At 65.3% G+C, this 19,260-nt stretch carries 17 protein-coding genes; 13 read left to right on the forward strand and 4 right to left on the reverse strand.

What is annotated here, in order from left to right; translation table 11 throughout:
* Positions 1 to 4: 4 nt before the first annotated feature.
* Positions 5 to 1,411: an MFS transporter gene (locus XH89_RS06935; protein ID WP_194466356.1), complete on the reverse strand. Its 1,407-nt coding sequence runs from the start codon at positions 1,409 to 1,411 to the stop codon at positions 5 to 7.
* A gap of 257 nt (positions 1,412 to 1,668) precedes the next feature.
* On the opposite strand from XH89_RS06935, the gene XH89_RS06940 reads away from it, so the two are divergent.
* Both XH89_RS06940 and XH89_RS06945 read left to right on the forward strand, forming a co-directional pair.
* A complete protein-coding gene (locus XH89_RS06940) occupies positions 1,669 to 1,977 on the forward strand; it encodes a hypothetical protein (protein ID WP_194466357.1) in 309 nt (102 codons plus the stop codon).
* A gap of 20 nt (positions 1,978 to 1,997) precedes the next feature.
* Positions 1,998 to 2,891, forward strand: a complete 894-nt coding sequence (locus XH89_RS06945; RefSeq protein ID WP_194466358.1) for a sigma-70 family RNA polymerase sigma factor — start codon at positions 1,998 to 2,000, stop codon at positions 2,889 to 2,891.
* A 3-nt stretch (positions 2,892 to 2,894) separates the two neighbouring features.
* Here the strand turns inward: XH89_RS06945 and XH89_RS06950 are convergent, their stop codons facing one another.
* Complete coding sequence (locus XH89_RS06950; protein ID WP_194466359.1) at positions 2,895 to 4,682, reverse strand: peptide ABC transporter substrate-binding protein; 1,788 nt, start codon at positions 4,680 to 4,682, stop codon at positions 2,895 to 2,897.
* Between the two features lie 391 nt (positions 4,683 to 5,073).
* Between XH89_RS06950 and XH89_RS06955 the strand changes: the two genes are divergently transcribed.
* The gene (locus XH89_RS06955) at positions 5,074 to 7,395 is read left to right on the forward strand and encodes a molybdopterin guanine dinucleotide-containing S/N-oxide reductase (RefSeq protein ID WP_194466360.1); all 2,322 of its coding nucleotides are present in this window, start codon (positions 5,074 to 5,076) and stop codon (positions 7,393 to 7,395) included.
* 30 nt (positions 7,396 to 7,425) lie between these two features.
* Here the strand turns inward: XH89_RS06955 and XH89_RS06960 are convergent, their stop codons facing one another.
* The gene (locus XH89_RS06960) at positions 7,426 to 8,001 is read right to left on the reverse strand and encodes a TetR family transcriptional regulator (protein ID WP_194466361.1); all 576 of its coding nucleotides are present in this window, start codon (positions 7,999 to 8,001) and stop codon (positions 7,426 to 7,428) included.
* A gap of 147 nt (positions 8,002 to 8,148) precedes the next feature.
* Here XH89_RS06960 and XH89_RS06965 point away from each other — a divergent pair, with 147 nt between their 5' ends.
* Positions 8,149 to 9,591 carry an MATE family efflux transporter gene (locus XH89_RS06965; RefSeq protein WP_194466362.1) on the forward strand — a complete coding sequence of 481 codons (1,443 nt, stop codon included), beginning with the start codon at positions 8,149 to 8,151 and terminating at the stop codon, positions 9,589 to 9,591.
* Between the two features lie 4 nt (positions 9,592 to 9,595).
* Here the strand turns inward: XH89_RS06965 and XH89_RS06970 are convergent, their stop codons facing one another.
* Positions 9,596 to 9,982 carry a hypothetical protein gene (locus XH89_RS06970; RefSeq protein WP_194466363.1) on the reverse strand — a complete coding sequence of 129 codons (387 nt, stop codon included), beginning with the start codon at positions 9,980 to 9,982 and terminating at the stop codon, positions 9,596 to 9,598.
* Between the two features lie 212 nt (positions 9,983 to 10,194).
* On the opposite strand from XH89_RS06970, the gene XH89_RS06975 reads away from it, so the two are divergent.
* The 9 genes from XH89_RS06975 (at position 10,195) to XH89_RS07015 (ending at position 19,257) form a co-directional block, all read left to right on the forward strand.
* Complete coding sequence (locus XH89_RS06975; RefSeq protein WP_194466364.1) at positions 10,195 to 10,989, forward strand: MetQ/NlpA family ABC transporter substrate-binding protein; 795 nt, start codon at positions 10,195 to 10,197, stop codon at positions 10,987 to 10,989.
* Between the two features lie 126 nt (positions 10,990 to 11,115).
* Positions 11,116 to 12,150 (forward strand): putative FMN-dependent luciferase-like monooxygenase, encoded by a 1,035-nt coding sequence (locus tag XH89_RS06980; protein WP_194466365.1) that lies wholly within the window; start codon positions 11,116 to 11,118, stop codon positions 12,148 to 12,150.
* Positions 12,151 to 12,182: 32 nt separating this feature from the next.
* The gene (locus XH89_RS06985; RefSeq protein ID WP_194466366.1) at positions 12,183 to 12,782 is read left to right on the forward strand and encodes a CMD domain protein; all 600 of its coding nucleotides are present in this window, start codon (positions 12,183 to 12,185) and stop codon (positions 12,780 to 12,782) included.
* A 15-nt stretch (positions 12,783 to 12,797) separates the two neighbouring features.
* On the forward strand, positions 12,798 to 13,376 hold the full coding sequence (locus XH89_RS06990; RefSeq protein ID WP_194466367.1) for an alkylhydroperoxidase domain protein: 579 nt from the start codon (positions 12,798 to 12,800) through the stop codon (positions 13,374 to 13,376).
* Between the two features lie 61 nt (positions 13,377 to 13,437).
* Positions 13,438 to 14,589 (forward strand): ABC transporter substrate-binding protein, encoded by a 1,152-nt coding sequence (locus XH89_RS06995; RefSeq protein WP_194466368.1) that lies wholly within the window; start codon positions 13,438 to 13,440, stop codon positions 14,587 to 14,589.
* 53 nt (positions 14,590 to 14,642) lie between these two features.
* Entirely contained in the window at positions 14,643 to 16,466 is a 1,824-nt protein-coding gene (locus tag XH89_RS07000) for an ABC transporter permease (protein ID WP_194466369.1), read from the forward strand.
* On the forward strand, positions 16,466 to 17,314 hold the full coding sequence (locus XH89_RS07005) for an ABC transporter ATP-binding protein (protein WP_194466370.1): 849 nt from the start codon (positions 16,466 to 16,468) through the stop codon (positions 17,312 to 17,314). Before XH89_RS07000 ends, XH89_RS07005 begins: the two co-directional genes overlap by 1 nt.
* On the forward strand, positions 17,311 to 18,051 hold the full coding sequence (locus tag XH89_RS07010) for an ABC transporter ATP-binding protein (RefSeq protein WP_194466371.1): 741 nt from the start codon (positions 17,311 to 17,313) through the stop codon (positions 18,049 to 18,051). The genes XH89_RS07005 and XH89_RS07010 overlap by 4 nt, the downstream gene beginning before the upstream one ends.
* A gap of 180 nt (positions 18,052 to 18,231) precedes the next feature.
* Positions 18,232 to 19,257, forward strand: coding sequence for a HoxN/HupN/NixA family nickel/cobalt transporter (locus XH89_RS07015; protein ID WP_246767754.1), 1,026 nt, complete (start codon positions 18,232 to 18,234; stop codon positions 19,255 to 19,257).
* The last annotated feature ends 3 nt before the right edge of the window (positions 19,258 to 19,260 follow it).

Below are 19,260 nucleotides of genomic sequence, written 5' to 3' on the forward strand. Positions count from 1 at the left end.
AGCATCACGCATCTTGCGGGGCGGCTGCGCCGGAGATGCGTCGCCGTGCCGGCAGGAAGAAGCCCGCAATCGCGCCGGCCAGCGAGAGCGTTGCGGCGAGGCTCATCGCCGCAGCAAATCCGCTCTCGAAATGCGCGGCCGAATCGACCGCACCGTTGGCCGAGAAGCTTGCCACCAGCGCGGCGATGCCGAACATGCCGCCGAGGAAGCGGCCCATGTTGAAGACGCCGGACGCCTTACCCATTTCGGTCACCGCGACCGAGCTCAGGATGGCGTTTTGCGCTGCTGGCATCGCCATCGAGACGCCGACGCCGGCCAGCACCAGCGGCGCGACCAACGCGGAGTAGGGAACCGCGGCGCTCACGATCTCGGCGATCCAGCCGAGGCCGATCGCCTGCATCAGCAATCCCATCACTACCAGCGGCCGCTCGCCGAGCCTGTTGACGACTGCGCCGGCTACCGGGGCGGTGACGAACAGCGTCGCTGTCCACGGCAGCAGGCGCAGTCCGGCGCCGAAGGCGTCGAAGCCCAGCGTGATCTGCAGAAACTGCGGCAGTAAGAACAATACGCCGTACATCGCGGCATAGAACAGCACGCTTGCCGACATGCCGGAGGCGAGGGCGCGCGATGCAAACAGCCGCATCGGCACCATCGGCGCGGCCACGCGCAGCTCCCAGAACACGAAGCCGGCTGCGAACACCAGGCCTGACATCAGCGTGGCGGTTACTTCGCCGCTCGCCCACCCCACAGCGTTGCCGCGCAACAGGCTCCAGACCAGCGCGAGCGCCGCAAGCGCCACGAGCGACAGTCCTGGGATGTCCAATGCGGCGGCCGGTCCGAAGCTTTCGCGCAGCCGTGCCAGCACCAGGGCGATCGCCATCAGGCCGATCGGTAGGTTGATCCAGAACACCCAGCGCCAGCCGAAATGTTCGGTGATGAAGCCGCCGATGGCGGGGCCTATGATCAGCGCGCATCCGGTGATGCCGCTGAAGATGCCGAGCGCGCGGGCGCGCTCCTCTCGGCCGAACGTGCCGCTCAGGATCGCCATCGCGAGCGGCATCACGAGCGCGGCGCCGGCGCCTTGCAGCGCGCGGGCGGCGATCAGTGCGGTGGCATTGCCTGCCAGCGCGCAGGCCACTGACGCAACGACGAACAGGGCGATCCCGGTCGCAAACATGCGGCGGCGCCCGAAGCGGTCGCCGAGCGCGGCGCCGGTCAAGAGCAGCACGGCGAAGGTCAGGTTGAAAGCGTTGACGGTCCATTGCAGCGTCTCGACCGGACTGCCAAATTCGGTACGGATGGCCGCGAATGCCGTCGTGACGATCATGGCGTCCAGCGCCATCATGAAGGATGCCAGCGCGGTGACGCCAAGCACCCAGCTCTTCTCGGCGCGATTGGTCGGGGTCTGCATTGCCCTCTCTCCTTTTGCGGCGCCGTCCTGTCGCGGCGCACTCTGCGGGCTAGACGAGGCCGACGGGGCAAAGGGTGCGCCCGGAAATAATTTTTTGCGGGCCGAATCCTTTGGCGGCCGGCGAACGTCCTTGGGGGTGACGCGGCCATTGACACGAGCTTGAGCCGGGAAAATCGGAGCGCCGGCTTTCCGGCAAGGTCATGACAAAGTGGACGATGCTGCGACGAGCAACCAGGTGAATAGCTGAGGAGCGCGCGATGCGACGGACGTTGATCAGATACAAGGCCAAGCCGGAGCTGGCCGACAAGAACGCCGAGCTGGTCTCGGCCGTGTTTGCGGAATTGAAGGCCGCCAGCCCCGATGGCGTTCGCTATCTGACGCTGCGGCTGGAGGACGATACCTTCATCCATTTCGTCGAGGCTGCGGCCGAAGACGGCTCGAGCCCGATCCCGAAGCTCAAAGCGTTTCAAGCGTTCCAGGACGGCATCCGCGACCGCTGTGCGGAGCCGCCGCTGGTTCGTGATGTGAGAATCGTCGGCAACTACCGTATGCTGGACGAGTCCTGAACAGGCGAGGCGGAGGAACAATGGCGCCAGACCCACTGGCCACCATCGATATCGAGGCCGTGCTGGCGGGGATGCGACCGAGGCTGCATCGCTATTGCGCCCGCATGGTCGGTTCGGTCATCGACGGTGAGGACGTGCTGCAGGATGCGCTGATCAAGGCGATGGAAGCGCTGCAATCGGCCACGCCCGTCGTCGTCCACCCGGAGGGCTGGTTGTTCCGCATCGCGCACAACACCGCGCTGGATTTCCTGCGCCGCCGCAACCGGCAGGAGGCGCTTCATTTGGCTGAGGAGGTGGAGGTGATTGCCGACCAGCTCGATGACGTGGCAAGGCGCCAGATCGCCGCGACCAGCCTGCGTACCTTCATGCGGCTGCCGGTAGCGCAGCGGTCCAGCGTGATCCTGATGGACGTGCTGGGCTGCTCGCTTGCCGAGGTCTGCGACATCATGGATTTCAGCCTGCCGGCGGTGAAGGCCGCGCTGCATCGTGGGCGCACGCAGCTGCGTGAGTTCGCCGAGGAGCCGGACGACGCGCCGCAACCGGGCCTCTCGGAAGCCGACCGCGCGCGGCTCAACGCCTATGTCGGCCATTTCAATGCGCGCGACTTCGACGCCATCCGCGCCATGATCGCCGATGACGTCAGGCTCGAGCTCGTCAATCGCACCAGGTTGAAAGGCAAGGCCGAGGTGTCGAAATACTTCGGCAATTACGCGAAGGTCAGCGACTGGCACCTGGTGGCCGGACAGGTGGAGGGACGTCCGGCGATCCTGGTGTTCGATCCCAACGAGCCGAACGGGCCGCCGAAATATTTCATGCTGCTCAAATGGTCCGCCGACAAGCTCGCCACCATCAGGGATTTTCGTCACGCGGCCTACGTGATCGATGGTGCGGAGTGCGTGGTGGATAGAGGGTGATCGTCAGCTTCGATACCAGCTCGCCAAATTCCAGGTGGTGACATCCCACCCGGAGATGTCGGTCATGAGGCCATTGACGGCGCCACCGACGATGTAGCGTGACAGCAGCGGCAGGAACACGTTGGCCTCGCAGAAGATCTCGTTGACCTTGATCAGCAGCGCGGCGCGCTTGACCGGGTCGAGCTCATTCTGCGCGGTCTTGTAGGCCTTATCGACCTCCGGGTCGGACCAGCGCGAGACGTTGCGGCCGAGCCATTTGTTGTCCTTGCTTGCGATTTCCCAGGAGACGCATTGGTTCAGGAACCGCTCCGGGTCGGGCTGCGGCTGCGTCGCGTTGTACATCTCCATGTCGCAATAGAATTTCGTGTAGGTGTCGGGATTGCCGGCGTCCGACGAGAAGAACACCGATGCGGTGACCGATTTGAGCTCGAGCTCGATGCCGGCCTTCTGGCAGGCCTGCTTGATGATGGCCTGCGTCTTCTGACGCGGCGCGTTGGTCGAGGTCTGGAACACGTATTTCAGCTGCTTGCCGTCCTTCGCGCGGATGCCGTCGGGGCCGATCTTCCAGCCGGCCTCGTCGAGGATCTTGTTCGCCTTCTCGATGTTGAACTCGTATTTCAGCCTGCCCGATTTGAACTGCGGGGGCTGGTTGACGAAGCTCGCCGTGGCGATTGCGGCGCGGCCGTAGATGAACTTCTGGATCCCGTCGCGGTCGATCAGCAGGTTGAGCGCCCGGCGGACGGCCGGATCGGACAGTGTCGGGTGTTTTGTCCTGGCGTTGGATCGTTCGCCGTCGACCTCGGTCCAGGGGTCCGTGGTGTTGAGGATGATGAACTCGATGCCGCCGGCGGTCGTGTACTCGACCTTGCCTTTGCCACCAGTCTCCATGCGCTTGAGGATCTCGTCCTCGACCAGCAGATTCCAGGCATAGTCGTATTCGCCTGTTTGCAGCACGGCGCGCGCCGCGGAGACCGCATCGCCGCCGCCCTTGATCTCGAATGTATCGAAATAGGGCTGGTTCTTGACGTGATAGTCGGGATTGCGTTCGGCCCGGAGCAAATCGCCCGGCTTGAACTCGACGAATTTGTAGGGTCCGGTACCGACCGGCTTCAGATTGCCTGGCGCGTCGCGCGATTTCGCACCAGCAAAGTCGCCGAAATGATGCTTTGGCAGGATCTGGCCGACCGCGCCGATGAAGGGATCGGCCCAGAAGGGGGTTGGGGCCTTGAAGACCACCTTGACGGTGTGGTCGTCGATCTTCTCGACAATGATGTCCTTGTAGGATCCCGTGGTGTAGGCGGCCGTGGCGAGATCAGCGGCATAGGTCCAAGTGAAGACGACGTCGTCGGCGGTGAAGGGCTTGCCGTCATGCCATCTCACGCCCTGCTTCAGCTTCCAGATCACGCTGGTGCCGTCAGCAGAGAGACCGCCATTCGCCTTGGTCGGGACTTCGGCGGCGAGGCAGGGGATGAGATTGCCCTCCTTGTCCCAGCCGGCAAGCGGCTCGAAGAAGATGCGCGAGGCGACCTGATCCTTGGTGCCGAGCGCGAAATGCGGATTGAGCAAGGTGGGGGCTTGCCAGACCAGCATCTTGAGCGGACCGCCGCCGCCGGCCTTGGTTGGCTTGTAGGGGAGGGTGGCGTCGGCCATCGCGACGTCGTTCCAGAGCAGGATCTGGCTCGCAACCGGCGCTGTGATCCCGACCGCGGCCATGGTCTGGATGAACGAGCGCCGCGACAGCGTGCCCTGCTTAACCCCCGCGATGAACTCGCGGATGTCGTTTTCGTCCATCAGATGACCTCCACCTGCCACAAGAACAGTCGTCACCGGCCGCCCATCATGTTGCATCGGGCACGAGGCGGCAATGCCGACGATGGTGGAGAGTCCTGCGGCGAAATGGCGGGTGCGGGACAACGAGCGCAACTCCCTCCCCGTCATCCTTCGAGGCTCCGCTCGCGATGCATGCGCATCGCAAGCCTCGCACCTCAGGATGACGGGTCGCTGGAACGCAACGATGAGGCTTGAACTCCGCCACCAAGGGCTGCGATCTGCGGGATGCCGCCATGCGCGCAGGTTCCGGGCATCGGTAATCCGTTGCCCTGCGCGCGCGGCCCTCATTATATTGGCGCGATGATTGTGACCGGAGCTGCCTGCTCGGCGCTCCGTGATTGAGGGCCACGCGATGGACGATACAATTGGCTTTCCCGACCCCGGCCTGGATTTGTCTGACGGATTCAAGCCGCACACCTCGCATTGGGGCGTTTTTTCCGCGCGCAATGGCGAGTCCGGGCTCGAGGTAAGGGCCTATGCGGGCGATCCGGATCCGAACGGCATCATCGACAATTTTCCGGGTGCGTTGCGCCATCAGGCGCGCATCGCCCAACCGGCCATCCGGCGTGGCTGGCTCGAGCGCGGGCCCGGTCCCGATGACAGGCGCGGCCGCGACGAATTCGTCTCCGTCAGCTGGGAGAAGGCGCTCGATCTGCTCGGCGACGAGCTGGCACGCATCCGCGACACGCGCGGCCCCGGCGCGGTGTTCGGCGGCTCCTATGGCTGGTCGAGCGCAGGCCGCCTGCATCACGCGCAGAGCCAGGTCCACCGCTTCCTCAACATCGCCATGGGCGGCTATGTCCGCTCGGTGAACTCCTATTCGTCCGGCGCGTCCTCGGTGCTGCTGCCGCAGATCCTGGCGGGCTATGAGGACATCACCAAGCGCAACGTCACCTGGCAGCAGATCGCTGAAAAGACCGAGATCGTGCTCGCATTCGGCGGCATGGCGCTGAAGAATTCGATGGTGGCCGGCGGCTCCATCAGCAAGCATGTCGAACGCGGCGCTATGCAAGCGGCGCGCAAGCGCGGCTGCGAGTTCATCCTGATGAGCCCGCTGCGCGAGGACTTGCCGGTGGAAGCCGGTGCCGAATGGATGACATGCATCCCGGGCACCGACACCGCGCTGATGCTCGGCATGGTCCACACGCTGGTCAGCGAAGATTTGCACGACCAGGCTTTCCTCGATCGCTACACCGAGGGCTGGCCGGTGTTCCTGCGCTATCTCACCGGCGAGAGCGACGGGCAAGCCAAGGACGCCGCATGGGCTGCCGCGATCTGCGGCATCGACGCTGATGCGATCCGCAAGCTGGCGCGGCGCCTTGTCGGCAAGCGCGCGCTCATTACCATCTCGCATTCGCTGCAGCGCGCCGAGCATGGCGAGCAGCCGGTGTGGATGGGCATGGTGCTGGCGGCGGCACTCGGCCAGATCGGTCTTGCCGGCGGCGGTTATGCCTATTCGCTGGGCGCGATCGGCTATTACGGCCGCCGCGTCAACGACCTGCCTGGACCGACGCTGGGGCAGGGGCGCAACGGCGTCCGTGATTTCATCCCGGTGGCGCGAATCGCCGACATGCTGCTCAACCCTGGAAGCACCTATCGCTACAATGGCGAGACGCGCACCTATCCTGACATCCGACTGGTCTACTGGGCCGGCGGCAATCCCTTCCATCACCACCAGGACATCAACCGCCTGCGCAAGGCCTTTGCTAAGGTCGACACGCTGGTCGTGCACGAGCTCGCCTGGACCGCGACCGCCCGCCACGCCGACATCGTGCTGCCCTCGACCATGACGCTCGAGCGCGAGGACATCGGCTACTCCAGCAACGATCCCCTGATGGTCGCGATGCACCGCATCGCCGAGCCGTTCGGGCTCGCCCGCGACGACTACGAGATTTTTGCCGATCTCGCCGATCGCCTCGGCGCCCGCGAGCCCTTCACGGAGGGGCGCACTTCGCGGCAATGGCTGGAGCATCTCTACGAGCCGGTTCGCGCCTCGCTCGCCAAGCGCGGCCTGGAGGCCCCGAGCTTCGAGGAATTCTGGAAGCGCGGCAGCCTGGTGGTGCCGCAGCAGCCCGACGATGGCGGCCGCTTGCGCAGTTTCCGCGAAGATCCGGTCGCGCATCCGCTGCCGACGCCGAGCGGGCGCATCGAGATCTATTCCGCGAAGATCGCCGGCCATGGGGACGCGGATTGTCCGGGCCATCCGGTCTGGCTCGAGAAGAGCGACATGCCCAAACCCGGCGCGCCGTGCTTCCTCGTCGCCAATCAGCCGGTGACGCGGCTGCACAGCCAGCTCGATTTCGGCGGACATTCGCTGGGCGCAAAACATCGCGGCCGTGAGGTCGCGCGGATGAATCCGCGTGATGCTGATCCGCGGGGCATCAAGGACTGCGACATCATTCGCCTGTTCAACCAGCGTGGCGCCTGCCTCGCGGCGGTGCATGTCACCGACGACATTGCGCCCGGCGTCGTGCAACTGCCGACTGGCGCCTGGTACGATCCGATGGACCCGGAGGACGATGCGCCGCTCTGCGTTCACGGCAATCCGAACGTGCTCACCCGCGACATCGGCACCTCGTCCTTTGCGCAGGGCTGCACCGGGCAACTCACTACGGTGGAGGTGGAGAAGTTTACCGGCAACCTGCCGCCGATCCGGGCGTTTGATCCGGTGTAGCCACGCATGGCAGCCGGACGTGCGAGCGCGTCAGCGCTCGTTCGCGATTGTCACCGCAGCGTCCACCGCATTCTCCAGGATCTCGTCAGACAATGTCTTGTCGTTGACCGCGCGCGCCAATTGCAGCGCGCCGACCATAGTCGAATAGACCGTGATCGCCTTGCGCCGTCGCTCGTCTGCGGTACCGTGCCTGATTTGCTCCGCCATCAGCGCGACGATGTCGGAGACCTTGCCGGTAAAGGCATCGCGCGTTGCCTTGGGATGCCGCGCGATCTCGGCGACCAGCGCAGCGGTCGGGCAGCCGGTGCCGGCGCGATCGCGGTGTCGCGCTGAGAGATAGTCGCGGATCACGGTTTCGACCGCGACGCCATTCTCGAGATTGGCCTTGTGCCGCTCCTCGCGCCGGGTGAGTGCATCCAAGAGCACCTCCCGCACCAAATCCTCCTTGGAGGCGAAGTGGGTGTAGAAGGCGCCGTTGGTGAGACCGGCCTCCGACATGATGCCGGCGAGCCCGACCGCGGCGATCCCGCTCTCGCGGAACTGCGCCGAGGCGACATCGAGGATGTGCCGGCGGGTCTCGTCCTTGTGTCCTTTTTCGTAGCGCATGGCCTCAACTCCCTCCCGGTGCCCAGCCTGAATTTCATGGCCACGACATCGTGAGCGATTTGCTATTGCATTACGATCATAATAATACATTATGACCATAATTCAATAGCTGCCGCGGCAGCCTCGGAACAGAACAGGATCTCAGGAATGTCAGTCGAGGACGTCGCCGCACCGCCTTTGTCGGCAATAGAGGCTCCGGCGCGCAGCGCGGCCGCGCCTCGTCCGGCAGCGACGTCCGCCGACCAGCGGCGCGCCGCGCTTCTGACCGCGCCGATCCTGCCGACGCTGCTCAGGCTCGCGGCGCCGACGGTGACGGTGCTGGTGGCGCAGACCGCGGTGAACGTCGCCGAAGCCTATTATGTCGGCTATCTCGGCACCGATGCGTTGGCGGGTGCCGCGCTGGTGTTCCCGATCTTCATGCTGATGACCATGATGTCGAATGGCGGGTTCGGCTCCGGCGTCGCCTCATCGGTGGCACGCGCAGTCGGCGCCGGTCGCCGCGACGATGCGGATGCGGCGCTATTCCACGCCATCGTGCTTGCGATCATTGCGGGCGGGCTGTTCACGCTTGGGGTGCACTTCGGCGGCACGGCGCTGTTCCGTACGCTAGGCGGCCGCGACGGCGCGCTCGATGCAGCCGTCACCTATTCCAGCTATCTGTTCGCCGGCGCCATTCCAGCGTGGATCGTCAACCTCCAGGCCGCGGCGCTGCGCGGCTCCGGCAACGTCAAGGTGCCGGCGCTGGTGACGCTGATCGGCGCCATCGTGACCATTCCCGTCTCGCCGCTGCTGATCTTCGGCTTCGGCCCCGTCCCAAGTCTCGGCATTGGCGGCGCCGGCATTGCTTTCGGCCTGTATTACGGCGCAGCGATGCTGTTCCTGCTGCGCCACATGTCTACAGGCGCGTCCGGCCTGAGGCTGCACATCGTGCCGCTGCGCGCAAAGATCTTCGGCGACATGCTCAAGGTCGGCATCCCCACCGCGTTCAATGCCGTGCTGACCAACCTCACCGTCATCCTCGTCACCGGCGCAGTCGGCCTGTTCGGCACCTCGGCGCTCGCCGGCTACGGCATCGCCTCGCGGCTCGACTACATCATGATCCCGCTGCTGTTCGGGATCAGCACGGCAACGCTGACCATGGTCGGCGTCAACATGGGCGCGGGCCAGACCGCGCGGGCGCAGCGGATCGGCTGGGTCAGCGGCGCCGCCGGCATGATCATGACCGGCTCGATCGGGCTGCTGGTTGCGATCTTTCCGACCGCCTGGCTGCATCTATTCAGCCACGACGCCGGCGTCGTGAGCGAAGGCATGACTTACCTGCGCATCGTGGCGCCGGCCTATGCGGCGCTTGGGTTCGGCTTCGTCTCGTCGTTCGCAGTCCAGGGCACCGGCCGCGCGCTGGGCCCGCTTGCCGGCTCCATCGTGCGCATCCTGATCGCGGCTGGCGGCGGCTGGATCGCAGTCGCAAGCTTCGGGGCCGGAATGACCGGGCTCGCCACCATGGTCACCATATCGCTCGCCGCCTATGCGGCGATCTGCACGCTGATCATGCTGTCGCCGTCGACTTGGCGCGCCGAGCCGCGGGCCTGACTGATCAGCGGATGCTGGTCACGCCCACGGCCAGAACAGACAGCAGCAGCACGTTGGTCAACAACTGCAACGCGGTTTTCGGCTGCGCCATCCAGCACGAGACCTTCTCGGCGAAGCCGAGATGAGCGTCGAGGAATACCGGCTCGGTGGTGTGCCGGAAGAAACGCGGGAACTTCGGCCCAAGCCACGGCACCGCCAGGCCGTGGAATATCGAGGCGATCGCGACGAAGATCGCGGCGCCATAGCGCTCGCCGACGATCTCGGAGGCGCCCATCAGCTTCACCGTGAGCACGGCGCCGGCATAGATCGGCAACCCCTGGCACAGCGCATAGAGCAGGAAACCTTCGAGCCGGTTCAGCGCGGCAAACTTTGGAGCGGCGAGGGCGGTCATGGCGGATCTCCTTGGGTCTGTTGCCGCCATTCTCGCGTTCCCGGTCCGCGCGCGCCGTGATACATCTCACGCTGGCCGCCAAAGCCGTTCGTTTCGCGTTTGGTAGCGCTGAGAGAAACGTTGCCCGCCGCCGGCGGCAAATATGAATTTCCATTTCATTGATTTCGTCCGGCGGAGAAGCGAATACGGTTCCAATTGTTGTCGCTGAGTCCATGGAGACCAAGATGTCGTTTCGTCCCGCCCTGATCCTCGCAACCGTGCTCGCCGCCTGGTCGGCCGCAGCGAGCGCCGAGACCATCAAGATCGGCGTGACGCCGGGTCCGCATGCGCAGATTCTGGAGGCCGTGAAGCCGATCGCCGCCAAGCAGGGCCTCGACATCCACCTCATCGAATTCTCGGACTACGTGGTGCCGAATGCGGCGCTCGATGCCGGCGAGATCCAGGCCAATTCGTTTCAGAATCAGCCTTACCTGGACAACCAGAAGGCCGACCGCGGCTACAAGATCGAGTCGGTCGCGCTTACCGTGAATTTTCCGATCGGCGTCTATTCGAAGAAGCACAAGGCCTTCGCCGACATTCCCGAGGGCGGCAAGGTCTCGATCCCCAACGATCCGACCAATGGCGGCCGCGTCCTGCTGCTGCTGCGCGACAAGGGCGTGATCAAGCTGAAGGACGGCGTCGGCTTCAAGCCGACCGTGCTCGACATCAGCGAGAATCCGAAGAAGCTGAAATTCATCGAGGTCGATGCTGCGCAGGCGCCGCGCGCGCTCGACGACGTCGACGCAGCCGCGATCAACACCAATTATGCAACCCAGGCAGGCCTCGATCCGGTCAAGGATCCGATCCTGCGCGAGGACCCCAAGGGCCCCTACGTGAACCTGATCGCGGTGCGCAGCGCCGACAAGGACAAGCCCTGGGTCAAGACCCTGGTCGACAGCTACCACACGCCCGAGGTGAAGGAGTTCGTCCTCACCAAGTTCAAGGGCGCGGTGCTGCCGAGCTGGTAGGCAGCCTGCCCAGCCAAAGTTCTGCGTGGGAGACCGATCCCGGCGGGCAGCCTTGCACATTGCCCGCTTGTCTCCAGCTTCAGCAACCGACATCATCGGGGCCCATCCTCGCCCGACAGGGGTCGTATGAAACGCCTTGCAAATCTGAAACGCCTGGGATTCTTCACGCGCCTGCTCGATGAGGCCCCGCCGGCCGAGCGCTACCGCAATGCCGCCGAGCAGATCGTGCGCGCCGAGAAGGCCGGCCTCGATTCGGCGTGGATCGCGCAGCACCACTTTCACGAGCGCGAGGGCGGCCTGCCGTCGCCCTTCGCCTTCCTCGGCTATGTCGCGGCCCAGACCTCGCGCATCCGCCTCGGCACCGGCATTGTCACTCTGCCGCTGGAGAGCGCGGTGCGGGTGGCGGAGGACGCAGCTGTGCTCGATCTGCTCTGCAACGGCCGGTTCGAGCTCGGCGTCGGCACTGGCGGCAATCCGTCGGCCTTCGCTGCCTTCGGCCTTGACGGCACCCAGCGCAACGAGATCTTTGCGCGCAATCTGGAGGTGGTCCGCAAGGCGCTGACCGGCAGGCCGCTCGAGGGCGGCGACACGCTCTACCCGCAGCGGCCGCAGCTGGACAAGCGGATCTGGCAGGCGACCTTTTCGGTGGCGGGCGGCGCCCGCGCCGGCAAGGCCGGCGACGGTCTCTTGCTCTCGCGCACCCAGCCGCGGGCCAAGGACGCGCCAAACGCGACACTGGCCGAAATCCAGAACCCGATCATCGATGCTTATCTCGCCGCGCTGCCGCCGGGCGCCGAGCCTCGCATCATGGCCTCGCGCAGCGTGTTTGTCGCCGACGATCATCGCGAAGCGATACGGCTTGCCGATATCGGGCTGCGGCGCGCGCTGCCGCAATTCATGAAGAGCGGGCACCTTCCCCCGGGCGAGACGCTGGAGCAGATGATCACGGCGTTCGACACCCATGTCGGCGGCGCTGACGAAGTGATCGCCTCGCTGCGCACGGATGCGACGCTGGAGCGGATCACTGATCTGGTGTTCCAGGTCCATTCGGTGGATGCGCCGCACCCCTTTGTGCTGCGCTCGATCGAGCTGGTGGCGGACAAGGTCGCGCCGGCGCTGGGCTGGGCCCGGACGGCGCCCGAAGTGGCCCTCGCGGGCTAGTCGGGATTTGATGGATTGCACGAGGCATTATGATGAGTACGCCTGACATCATCGACACGCTTGCCGGCATCAAGCCGGGATCGGCGCTGGACGCCATTCGCGGAAAGCGCCTGCAAGCGCGCGAAAACGCGGAGAAGAGCTATCTCTCGCTGTTCGAGCCGATCGATGCCGGTGATTTTTCGCTGCTCGAACGCGCGGCAGTCGCGGCCTTCGTGATCGGGCTCCATGGCGAGTCCCCCGTTGCGGCCTTCTATCGCGACAAGCTTGCCGCGACCGCCGGCGGCGCGGTTCTGGTTAAGGCGATCGACGCCGAGATCGCGCGGGGCAAGACTTCGGGCCCCTATGGCTCGTTTCCGGCAGGCCCGCTGTCGGTCGAGAATACGGCAGGCCTGATTTATCGCGTGGACGCGGCGGGCAAGTCAGCCCTTGGTCCTCGCCTCGTTGCGGCGCTCGAGCATGCGCATCTTCTGGTGTTCCGGCCGCGTGATGCGGCATCCAGCGACGTGAAGGCGCTGCTCGGCGCCGGCTGGTCGACCACGGGCATCGTCACCTTCTCCCAACTCGTCGCGTTCCTGTCGTTCCAGGTGCGGGTCGTCAGCGGCTTGCGCACGCTTGCCGCCGCGACCGCATAAGAGGAGGCCGCCATCATGAGCGCAACCGTCAATCCGCCCGTCGTCTTCACCCAGGATGAGCTCGGCTGGGTCTCCTGGATCGAGCCGCTGCCCGAGGCCGAGCTGACCGAGCGGCATTTCAATGGGCTGGTCGAGCGCGCCCGCGCCAAGTCGGAATATTTCCGCCTGCTGGTGCGCGACCCCGAGGTGCTGGAGGCCCGCACCAAGACCGACAAGGACATCTTCTATAACGTCGCCGACGGCCTCCCGCGCGCCGAGCGCGAACTCGCCGCGGCTGCGACCTCCCGCTACAATGGCTGCATCTATTGCGCCTCGGTGCATGCGCGCTTTGCCAGCACCTATTCCAAGCGCCGCGAGGATGTGCAGAAGCTGCTCGATGAAGGCGTCAAGGCCGATCTCGGCGAACGCTGGAACGCCGTGGTCAAGGCCTCGGTCGCGCTGGCATCGACGCCAATCGCGTTCGGCCCGGACAATATTAAGGAGCTGCGCCGCGCGGGCCTCGACGACGCCGAGATCGTCGACGTCATCAACGGCGCCTCGTTCTTCAACTGGGCGAACCGGCTGATGCTGTCGCTCGGTGAGCCCTCGAAATAGGCGGTCTCACCGGCACAAAACTTGCTGCTTGTTATCAACACCTGAGTGGATGGAGCCGTGCATGAGCAACATCAATCGCCGAATCCTGGTCAAGGGCTCGCTCGCCATGATGGCGGGCGCGGCCTTCTCCCGCAGCGCCTTCGCCGACGCCGATCCGATCATGCTCGGCGTCAGCGGTCCGCTCACGGGGCCGAACGCACAATATGGCACGCAATGGAAGCAGGGCTTTGATCTCGCGCTCGACGAGATCACGGCCGCGGGCGGCATCAACGGCCGCAAGCTCGCCTATCAATTCGAGGACAGCCAGAGCGACCCGCGGCAATCGGTCGCGATCGCGCAGAAATTCGTCTCCGATCCCAAGATCGTGCTGGAGCTCGGCGACTTCTCCAGCCCCGCGTCGATGGCGGCCTCGCCGATCTATCAGCGCGGCGGCCTCGTGCAGTTCGGCTTCACCAATTCGCATCCCGACTTCACCAAGGGCGGCGACTTCATGTGGAGCACCTCGGTCAGCCAGGCCGACGAGCAACCGCTGCTGGCGCGCTATGCGGTGAAGAAGCTCGGCCTGAAGAAGCTTGCGGTGCTGCATCTCAACACCGATTGGGGCCGCACCAGCCGCGACTATTTCAACAGCGCCGCCAAGGAATATGGCGCGGAGATCGTCGTCACCGAAGGCTATATCGCCGAGGAGCGCGACTTCCGCTCCACGCTGGTGCGGGTGCGCGACGCCAATCCGGATGGCCTAGTCCTGATCTCCTATTATTCCGACGGTGCGCTGATCGCGCGCCAGGCGCGGCAGGTCGGGCTCAAGCAGGTGATCTGCGCCGCGAGCTCGGTCTATTCGCCGAAGTTCATCGAGCTTGGTGGTGATGCCGTCGAGGACGTCCATGTCGGCACGCGCTACTTTCCGGAAGATCCGCGGCCCGAGGTGCAGAACTTCATCGCCGGCTTCAAGAAGAAGTATAACGGACAGGAGCCGGATGCTTTCAACGCCTACGCCTACGACGCCATGAACATGGCCGCGGCCGTGCTGAAGATCGGTGGCACCGATCGCAAGGCGATCCGCGATGCCTTCGCCAAGGTGAAGGATGTCCCGAGCGTGATCTTCGGCACCGCGACGTTCGACGTCGCCACCCGCCGCGTCAAGGGTGCGATGAACGCCGAACTCGTCGTGCGCAACGGTCGCTTCGCGGTGTGGGACGGCAAGCCCACCTGATCTCTTGGCCGGGAGCTCTCGCTCCGGCCGTCTCCCTTCATTAGGAACCTTGTGTGTCTTCCTGGCTCGACTACACCATCAACGGGCTGATCGTCGGTAACGTCTACGCCCTCGTTGCAGTCGGGCTCGCGCTGATCTTCGGCGTTAGCCGGCTGATCAACTTTGCGCAGGGTTCGATCTACCTCGTCGGCGCCTATATCGGCTGGGTCGCGGTGGTGCAGCTGCATACGCCGCTGCCGCTCACCATCATCTTCGTTGCGGTGGTGGCGGCACTGGTCGGGCTGATCATCGAGCGGTTCGGCTTGCGGCCGCTGCAGAACTCCGTGCGCATCGCGCCGCTGCTGGCGACGATCGGCATCAGCTTCGTGCTCGACCAGCTGGTGATGCTGACCTTCTCGCCCAATCCGCGCGCGCTGCCGAGCCAGCTGCCTGACGTCCGCTACCAAATCGGCGGCGGCACCATCGGCCCGCTGGATCTCTTGATCGCCGGCGTCGGCATTTCCAGCGCGCTGCTGCTGTTCGTGTTCCTGCGCTATACCAAGCTCGGCTGGGCGGTGCGCGCCGCCTCGCAGGACCGCGACGCCGCGATGCAGATGGGTGTCGATGTCAACCGCGTCAATCAGGCGGTGTTCGGCATCGCGGCCGCGCTCGGTGGTGTCTCCGGCATGCTGGTCGGCATGTACTACAACCAGATCGACACCGCGATGAGCCTGCAGGCGACGCTGAAGGGCGTCGTCGCCGAGGTCGTCGGCGGTGCCGGCAATGTGCCCGGCGCTGTCATCGGCAGCATGCTGCTTGGCCTCGTCGAGAGCTACGGCGTCGCCGTATTCGGCACCAGCTACCGCAACCTGTTCGCCTTCCTGCTGCTGGTGGTCGTGCTGGTGCTGCGGCCGAACGGGCTGTTTGCCAGCGCCCGGCAGGCGCCGCCGGAGCCGCTCACCGGCACCTTCATTGCGCCGAGCCGCCCGGTGCGCATTCCGCGCTGGGCCCTGGCTGTCGCGGTCGCCGCGTTCGCGATCCTGCCGCTGCTGCCGGTGTCGTTCTACGTGCTTCAGACCCTGATCAACGCCTGGCTGCTCGGTATGCTCGCGCTGAGCCTGACGCTGGTCGCCGGCACGATCGGGCAAGTCTCGCTCGGACACGCCGCGCTGCTTGCGATCGGTGCCTATACCTCCGCGCTGCTGTCGCTGACATTGAATGTACCTGTCGGCCTTGCCATCATTGCTGGCGGTCTGATGAGCGCAGCCCTCGGCACCATCCTGATCTCGCCGTCGTTTCGGCTGCGCGGGCATTACGTCTCGATCGCGACGCTCGCGATCGGCGAGATCGTGTCGCTGGTGATTCTGAACTGGGAGAGCGTCACGCGCGGCCCCATCGGCATTTCCGGCATCCCGCCGCTGTCGCTGTTCGGCTACGAGCTGATCAGCCCGACCTCGATTTACTGGTTCAGCTTTGCCGTGATGGTCGTGCTGGCGCTGCTGCAGGCGCGTCTGCTCGGCTCGCATCTCGGTCGCAGTTTTCGCGCGATCCGCGACGACGATATCGCCGCGCGCGCCTATGGGCTCAGCCTGAACCGCTACAAGTCGCTCGCCTTCATCTTCGGCGGGTTTGCGGCCGGAGTCAGCGGCGGCATCGCCGCGCATCTCTATTCCTACATCAATCACGAAACCTTCAACACGCAGCAATCGATCCTAGCGCTGACGGTCGTGATCCTCGGCGGGCTCGGCAATGTCGTCGGCGCGATTCTCGGCGCGGTCGCGCTGGTCGGTTTGCCCGAAGTCTTCCGGATCGCGGCGGAGTACCGTATCCTGATCTACGGCATCGTGCTGCTGCTGCTGGTGCGGTTCAGGCCCCAGGGCCTGTTGGGGACGATCTGATGGCGGAGGCAGATGCACCGCTGTTGTCCCTGTGCGGGCTGACGCGCCGCTTCGGCGGCCTGACGGCTGTCGATGGTATCGATCTCGATCTCGCCAAGGGTGGGCTCGTCAGCATCATCGGCCCGAACGGTGCCGGCAAGACCACACTGTTCAATCTCGTGACCGGTCTCGATCGCCCGGATGCGGGCGAGGTTCGTTTCGAGGGACGGGACATCACCGGGCTTTCGCCGGAGCGGCTCGCCGCGCAGGGCATCGCGCGCACGTTCCAGCTTGGCCGCGTCTTCGGGAATCTCAGCGTGATGGACAACGTCCTCATTGGTGCCCACACGCGGCTGCGTGCCGTGAAGCCGGCCGTGCCTGTGATCGGCCCGCTGCTGGAACTGGGCCTGGCGCTGCTGCGGCCTGCCAGCGTGAAAGCCGAGGAAGAGCGGCTGCGCGAAGAAGTCAAAAGCATTCTCGCCCGCTTCGGCGAGCGGCTGCTGCCGCGGATCGATCAGCCGGCCTATAGCCTGTCCTACGCCAACCGCCGACGCGTCGAGATCGCCCGCGCGCTCGCGCTGAAGCCGCGGCTGTTGCTGCTGGATGAACCGACCGCCGGCATGAACCCGAGCGAGACCGCGGAGATGCAGGCGCTGGTCGCCGAATTGAAAGCCGAAGGGCTGACCATTCTCCTGATCGAGCACAAGCTGGAGATGGTGATGCAGCTATCCGATCGCGTCATCGTCATGGATGAAGGCAAGAAGATCGCTGAAGGGCCGGGCGATCAAGTGCGCAATGATCCCAAGGTGATCGAGGCCTATCTCGGCCACGGACTATCAGGGACGACGGAGCAGGAGAGCGCGGCATGACCACGAGCGCGCCCGAAGCGCTGCTGGCGCTGACTGATGTCAACACGTTCTACGGCCAGGCCCAGGTGCATTTCGACCTGTCCATCAAAGTCAATCGCGGCCATATCGTCTGCCTGCTCGGCGGCAATGCCAGCGGCAAGTCGACAACGATGAAGATCATCCTCGGCCTGGTGAAGCCGCGCTCGGGCGAGGTGACGTTCGACGGCGCCTCGCTGATCGGCCTCACCACGCCGCAGATCGTTCGCCGCGGCATCGCCTCGGTACCGGAGGCGCGGCGGCTGTTCGCGGATATGAGCGTCCGCGAGAACATTTTGATGGGCGCCTTCGTGCGCAACGACCGCGAGGCGGTGGCACAGGATCTCGACAAGATGCTGACGCTGTTCCCGAAGCTGGGTCAGCGGCTGACGCAGCGGGCCGGTTCGCTCTCCGGCGGCGAGCAGCAGATGGTCGCGATGGCGCGCGCGCTGATGAGCCGACCCAAGATGATCGTGATGGACGAACCGACCATGGGCCTGTCGCCGCTCTATGTCGACCGCGTGCTGGAACTGATCCGCACCATCAACCAGGAGGGCGTCTCGGTCTTCATGGTCGAGCAGAACGCCAGCCTCGCGCTCGAGATCGCGCACGAGGCCTACGTCCTCCAGACCGGCAGGATCGTGCTGTCGGGCCCGGCCCGGACGCTGAAGGAAGACCCCCGCGTGCGCGACGCCTATCTCGGTGGCTCGGAGGCCGCGTAAGGCACTGCTTTTCCCACATTGTCATGGCCGGGCTTGACCCGGCCATCTATGCCTTAGTTTTGCCGCTCCGAGGACGTGGATGCCCGGGACAAGCCCGGGCATGACGACCTCATTCGGGCTGGTCAGTATGACCATCCTGTGAAAATATCAAACCGTTGTGTGCAATGGGCGTGCGGCGGAATGCGTGTCGTGACGAGATGGTCTGTGCGGGCGATCGAGCCCGGAATGGTGCTGCTGTTCGGCGGGCTCCTCGCCGCCAACATCGCCGCATGGGCCTGGGCCTTTGCGGCGTTCGGCGACCGGACCGCAGTGATGGCGACTGCGCTGCTCGCCTGGGTGTTCGGCCTGCGCCATGCCGTCGATGCCGACCACATCGCCGCCATAGACAACGTCGTGCGCAAGCTGATGCAGACGGGCGATGCGCCGCGCAGCGTCGGCCTCTATTTCGCGCTCGGCCATTCCAGCGTGGTCGTCGTCGCGAGCACGCTGCTCGCACTCGGCGTGGTCAGCCTCGGCGGCGACAGCTTGCTGAGGGATATCGGCAGCCTGATCGGCACCTCGGTGTCGGCGCTGTTCCTGCTCGCGATTGCGGCGATCAATCTGGCGATTTTCGCCGGCCTGTGGCGGACGTTTCGCGCCGCGCGCGAGCAGGGCGTTCATGACGCCGCCGGGCTCGATGCGCTGCTCGGCCATCGCGGCTTTCTCGCGCGCCTGCTCGGCCCGATGTTCCGCCTGGTGACAAAGCCCTGGCACATGTTTCCGCTCGGATTGCTGTTCGGCCTCGGTTTCGACACCGCGACCGAGATCGGCCTGCTCAGCATCTCCGCCACCGAAGCGGCACGCGGTGCCTCGCTGGCCGACATCCTGGTCTTCCCCGCGCTGTTCGCGTCGGGCATGGCGCTGGTCGATACCGCCGACTCCGCGCTGATGGTCAGCGCCTATCGCTGGGCCTTCGTCGATCCCATGCGCAAGCTCTGGTACAACCTCACCATCACCGGCGCGTCCGTCGCGGTCGCGCTGTTCATCGGCGGCATCGAGGCGCTTGGCCTGATCTCCGATCGGCTTGGACTTGACGGCGGCGTGTGGGCGCTCGTCGACGCTCTCAATGAATCGCTCGCCAGTGTCGGTTTCGCGGTGATCTCGCTGTTCGCGATCGCCTGGCTGGTCTCGAGCCTGCTTTATCGCCGCATGTTCGCGGCGGCGTGACGG

Origin of the sequence: Bradyrhizobium sp. CCBAU 53340 (assembly GCF_015291645.1) — a bacterium.
Taxonomy (GTDB): Bacteria; Pseudomonadota; Alphaproteobacteria; order Rhizobiales; family Xanthobacteraceae; genus Bradyrhizobium.

Bases quoted from the DNA above. Each gene is read 5' to 3' on its own strand.
- XH89_RS06940 (WP_194466357.1), top strand. From the start codon at position 1,669: ATGCGACGGACGTTGATCAGATACAAGGCCAAGCCGGAGCTGGCCGAC.
- XH89_RS07005 (WP_194466370.1), top strand. From the start codon at position 16,466: ATGGCGGAGGCAGATGCACCGCTGTTGTCCCTGTGCGGGCTGACGCGC.
- XH89_RS06995 (WP_194466368.1), top strand. From the start codon at position 13,438: ATGAGCAACATCAATCGCCGAATCCTGGTCAAGGGCTCGCTCGCCATG.
- XH89_RS06990 (WP_194466367.1), top strand. From the start codon at position 12,798: ATGAGCGCAACCGTCAATCCGCCCGTCGTCTTCACCCAGGATGAGCTC.
- XH89_RS06985 (WP_194466366.1), top strand. From the start codon at position 12,183: ATGAGTACGCCTGACATCATCGACACGCTTGCCGGCATCAAGCCGGGA.
- XH89_RS06965 (WP_194466362.1), top strand. From the start codon at position 8,149: ATGTCAGTCGAGGACGTCGCCGCACCGCCTTTGTCGGCAATAGAGGCT.
- XH89_RS06950 (WP_194466359.1), bottom strand. From the start codon at position 4,682: ATGGACGAAAACGACATCCGCGAGTTCATCGCGGGGGTTAAGCAGGGC.
- XH89_RS07015 (WP_246767754.1), top strand. From the start codon at position 18,232: ATGCGTGTCGTGACGAGATGGTCTGTGCGGGCGATCGAGCCCGGAATG.
- XH89_RS06960 (WP_194466361.1), bottom strand. From the start codon at position 8,001: ATGCGCTACGAAAAAGGACACAAGGACGAGACCCGCCGGCACATCCTC.
- XH89_RS06935 (WP_194466356.1), bottom strand. From the start codon at position 1,411: ATGCAGACCCCGACCAATCGCGCCGAGAAGAGCTGGGTGCTTGGCGTC.
- XH89_RS06975 (WP_194466364.1), top strand. From the start codon at position 10,195: ATGGAGACCAAGATGTCGTTTCGTCCCGCCCTGATCCTCGCAACCGTG.
- XH89_RS06955 (WP_194466360.1), top strand. From the start codon at position 5,074: ATGGACGATACAATTGGCTTTCCCGACCCCGGCCTGGATTTGTCTGAC.
- XH89_RS06945 (WP_194466358.1), top strand. From the start codon at position 1,998: ATGGCGCCAGACCCACTGGCCACCATCGATATCGAGGCCGTGCTGGCG.
- XH89_RS07010 (WP_194466371.1), top strand. From the start codon at position 17,311: ATGACCACGAGCGCGCCCGAAGCGCTGCTGGCGCTGACTGATGTCAAC.
- XH89_RS06980 (WP_194466365.1), top strand. From the start codon at position 11,116: ATGAAACGCCTTGCAAATCTGAAACGCCTGGGATTCTTCACGCGCCTG.
- XH89_RS06970 (WP_194466363.1), bottom strand. From the start codon at position 9,982: ATGACCGCCCTCGCCGCTCCAAAGTTTGCCGCGCTGAACCGGCTCGAA.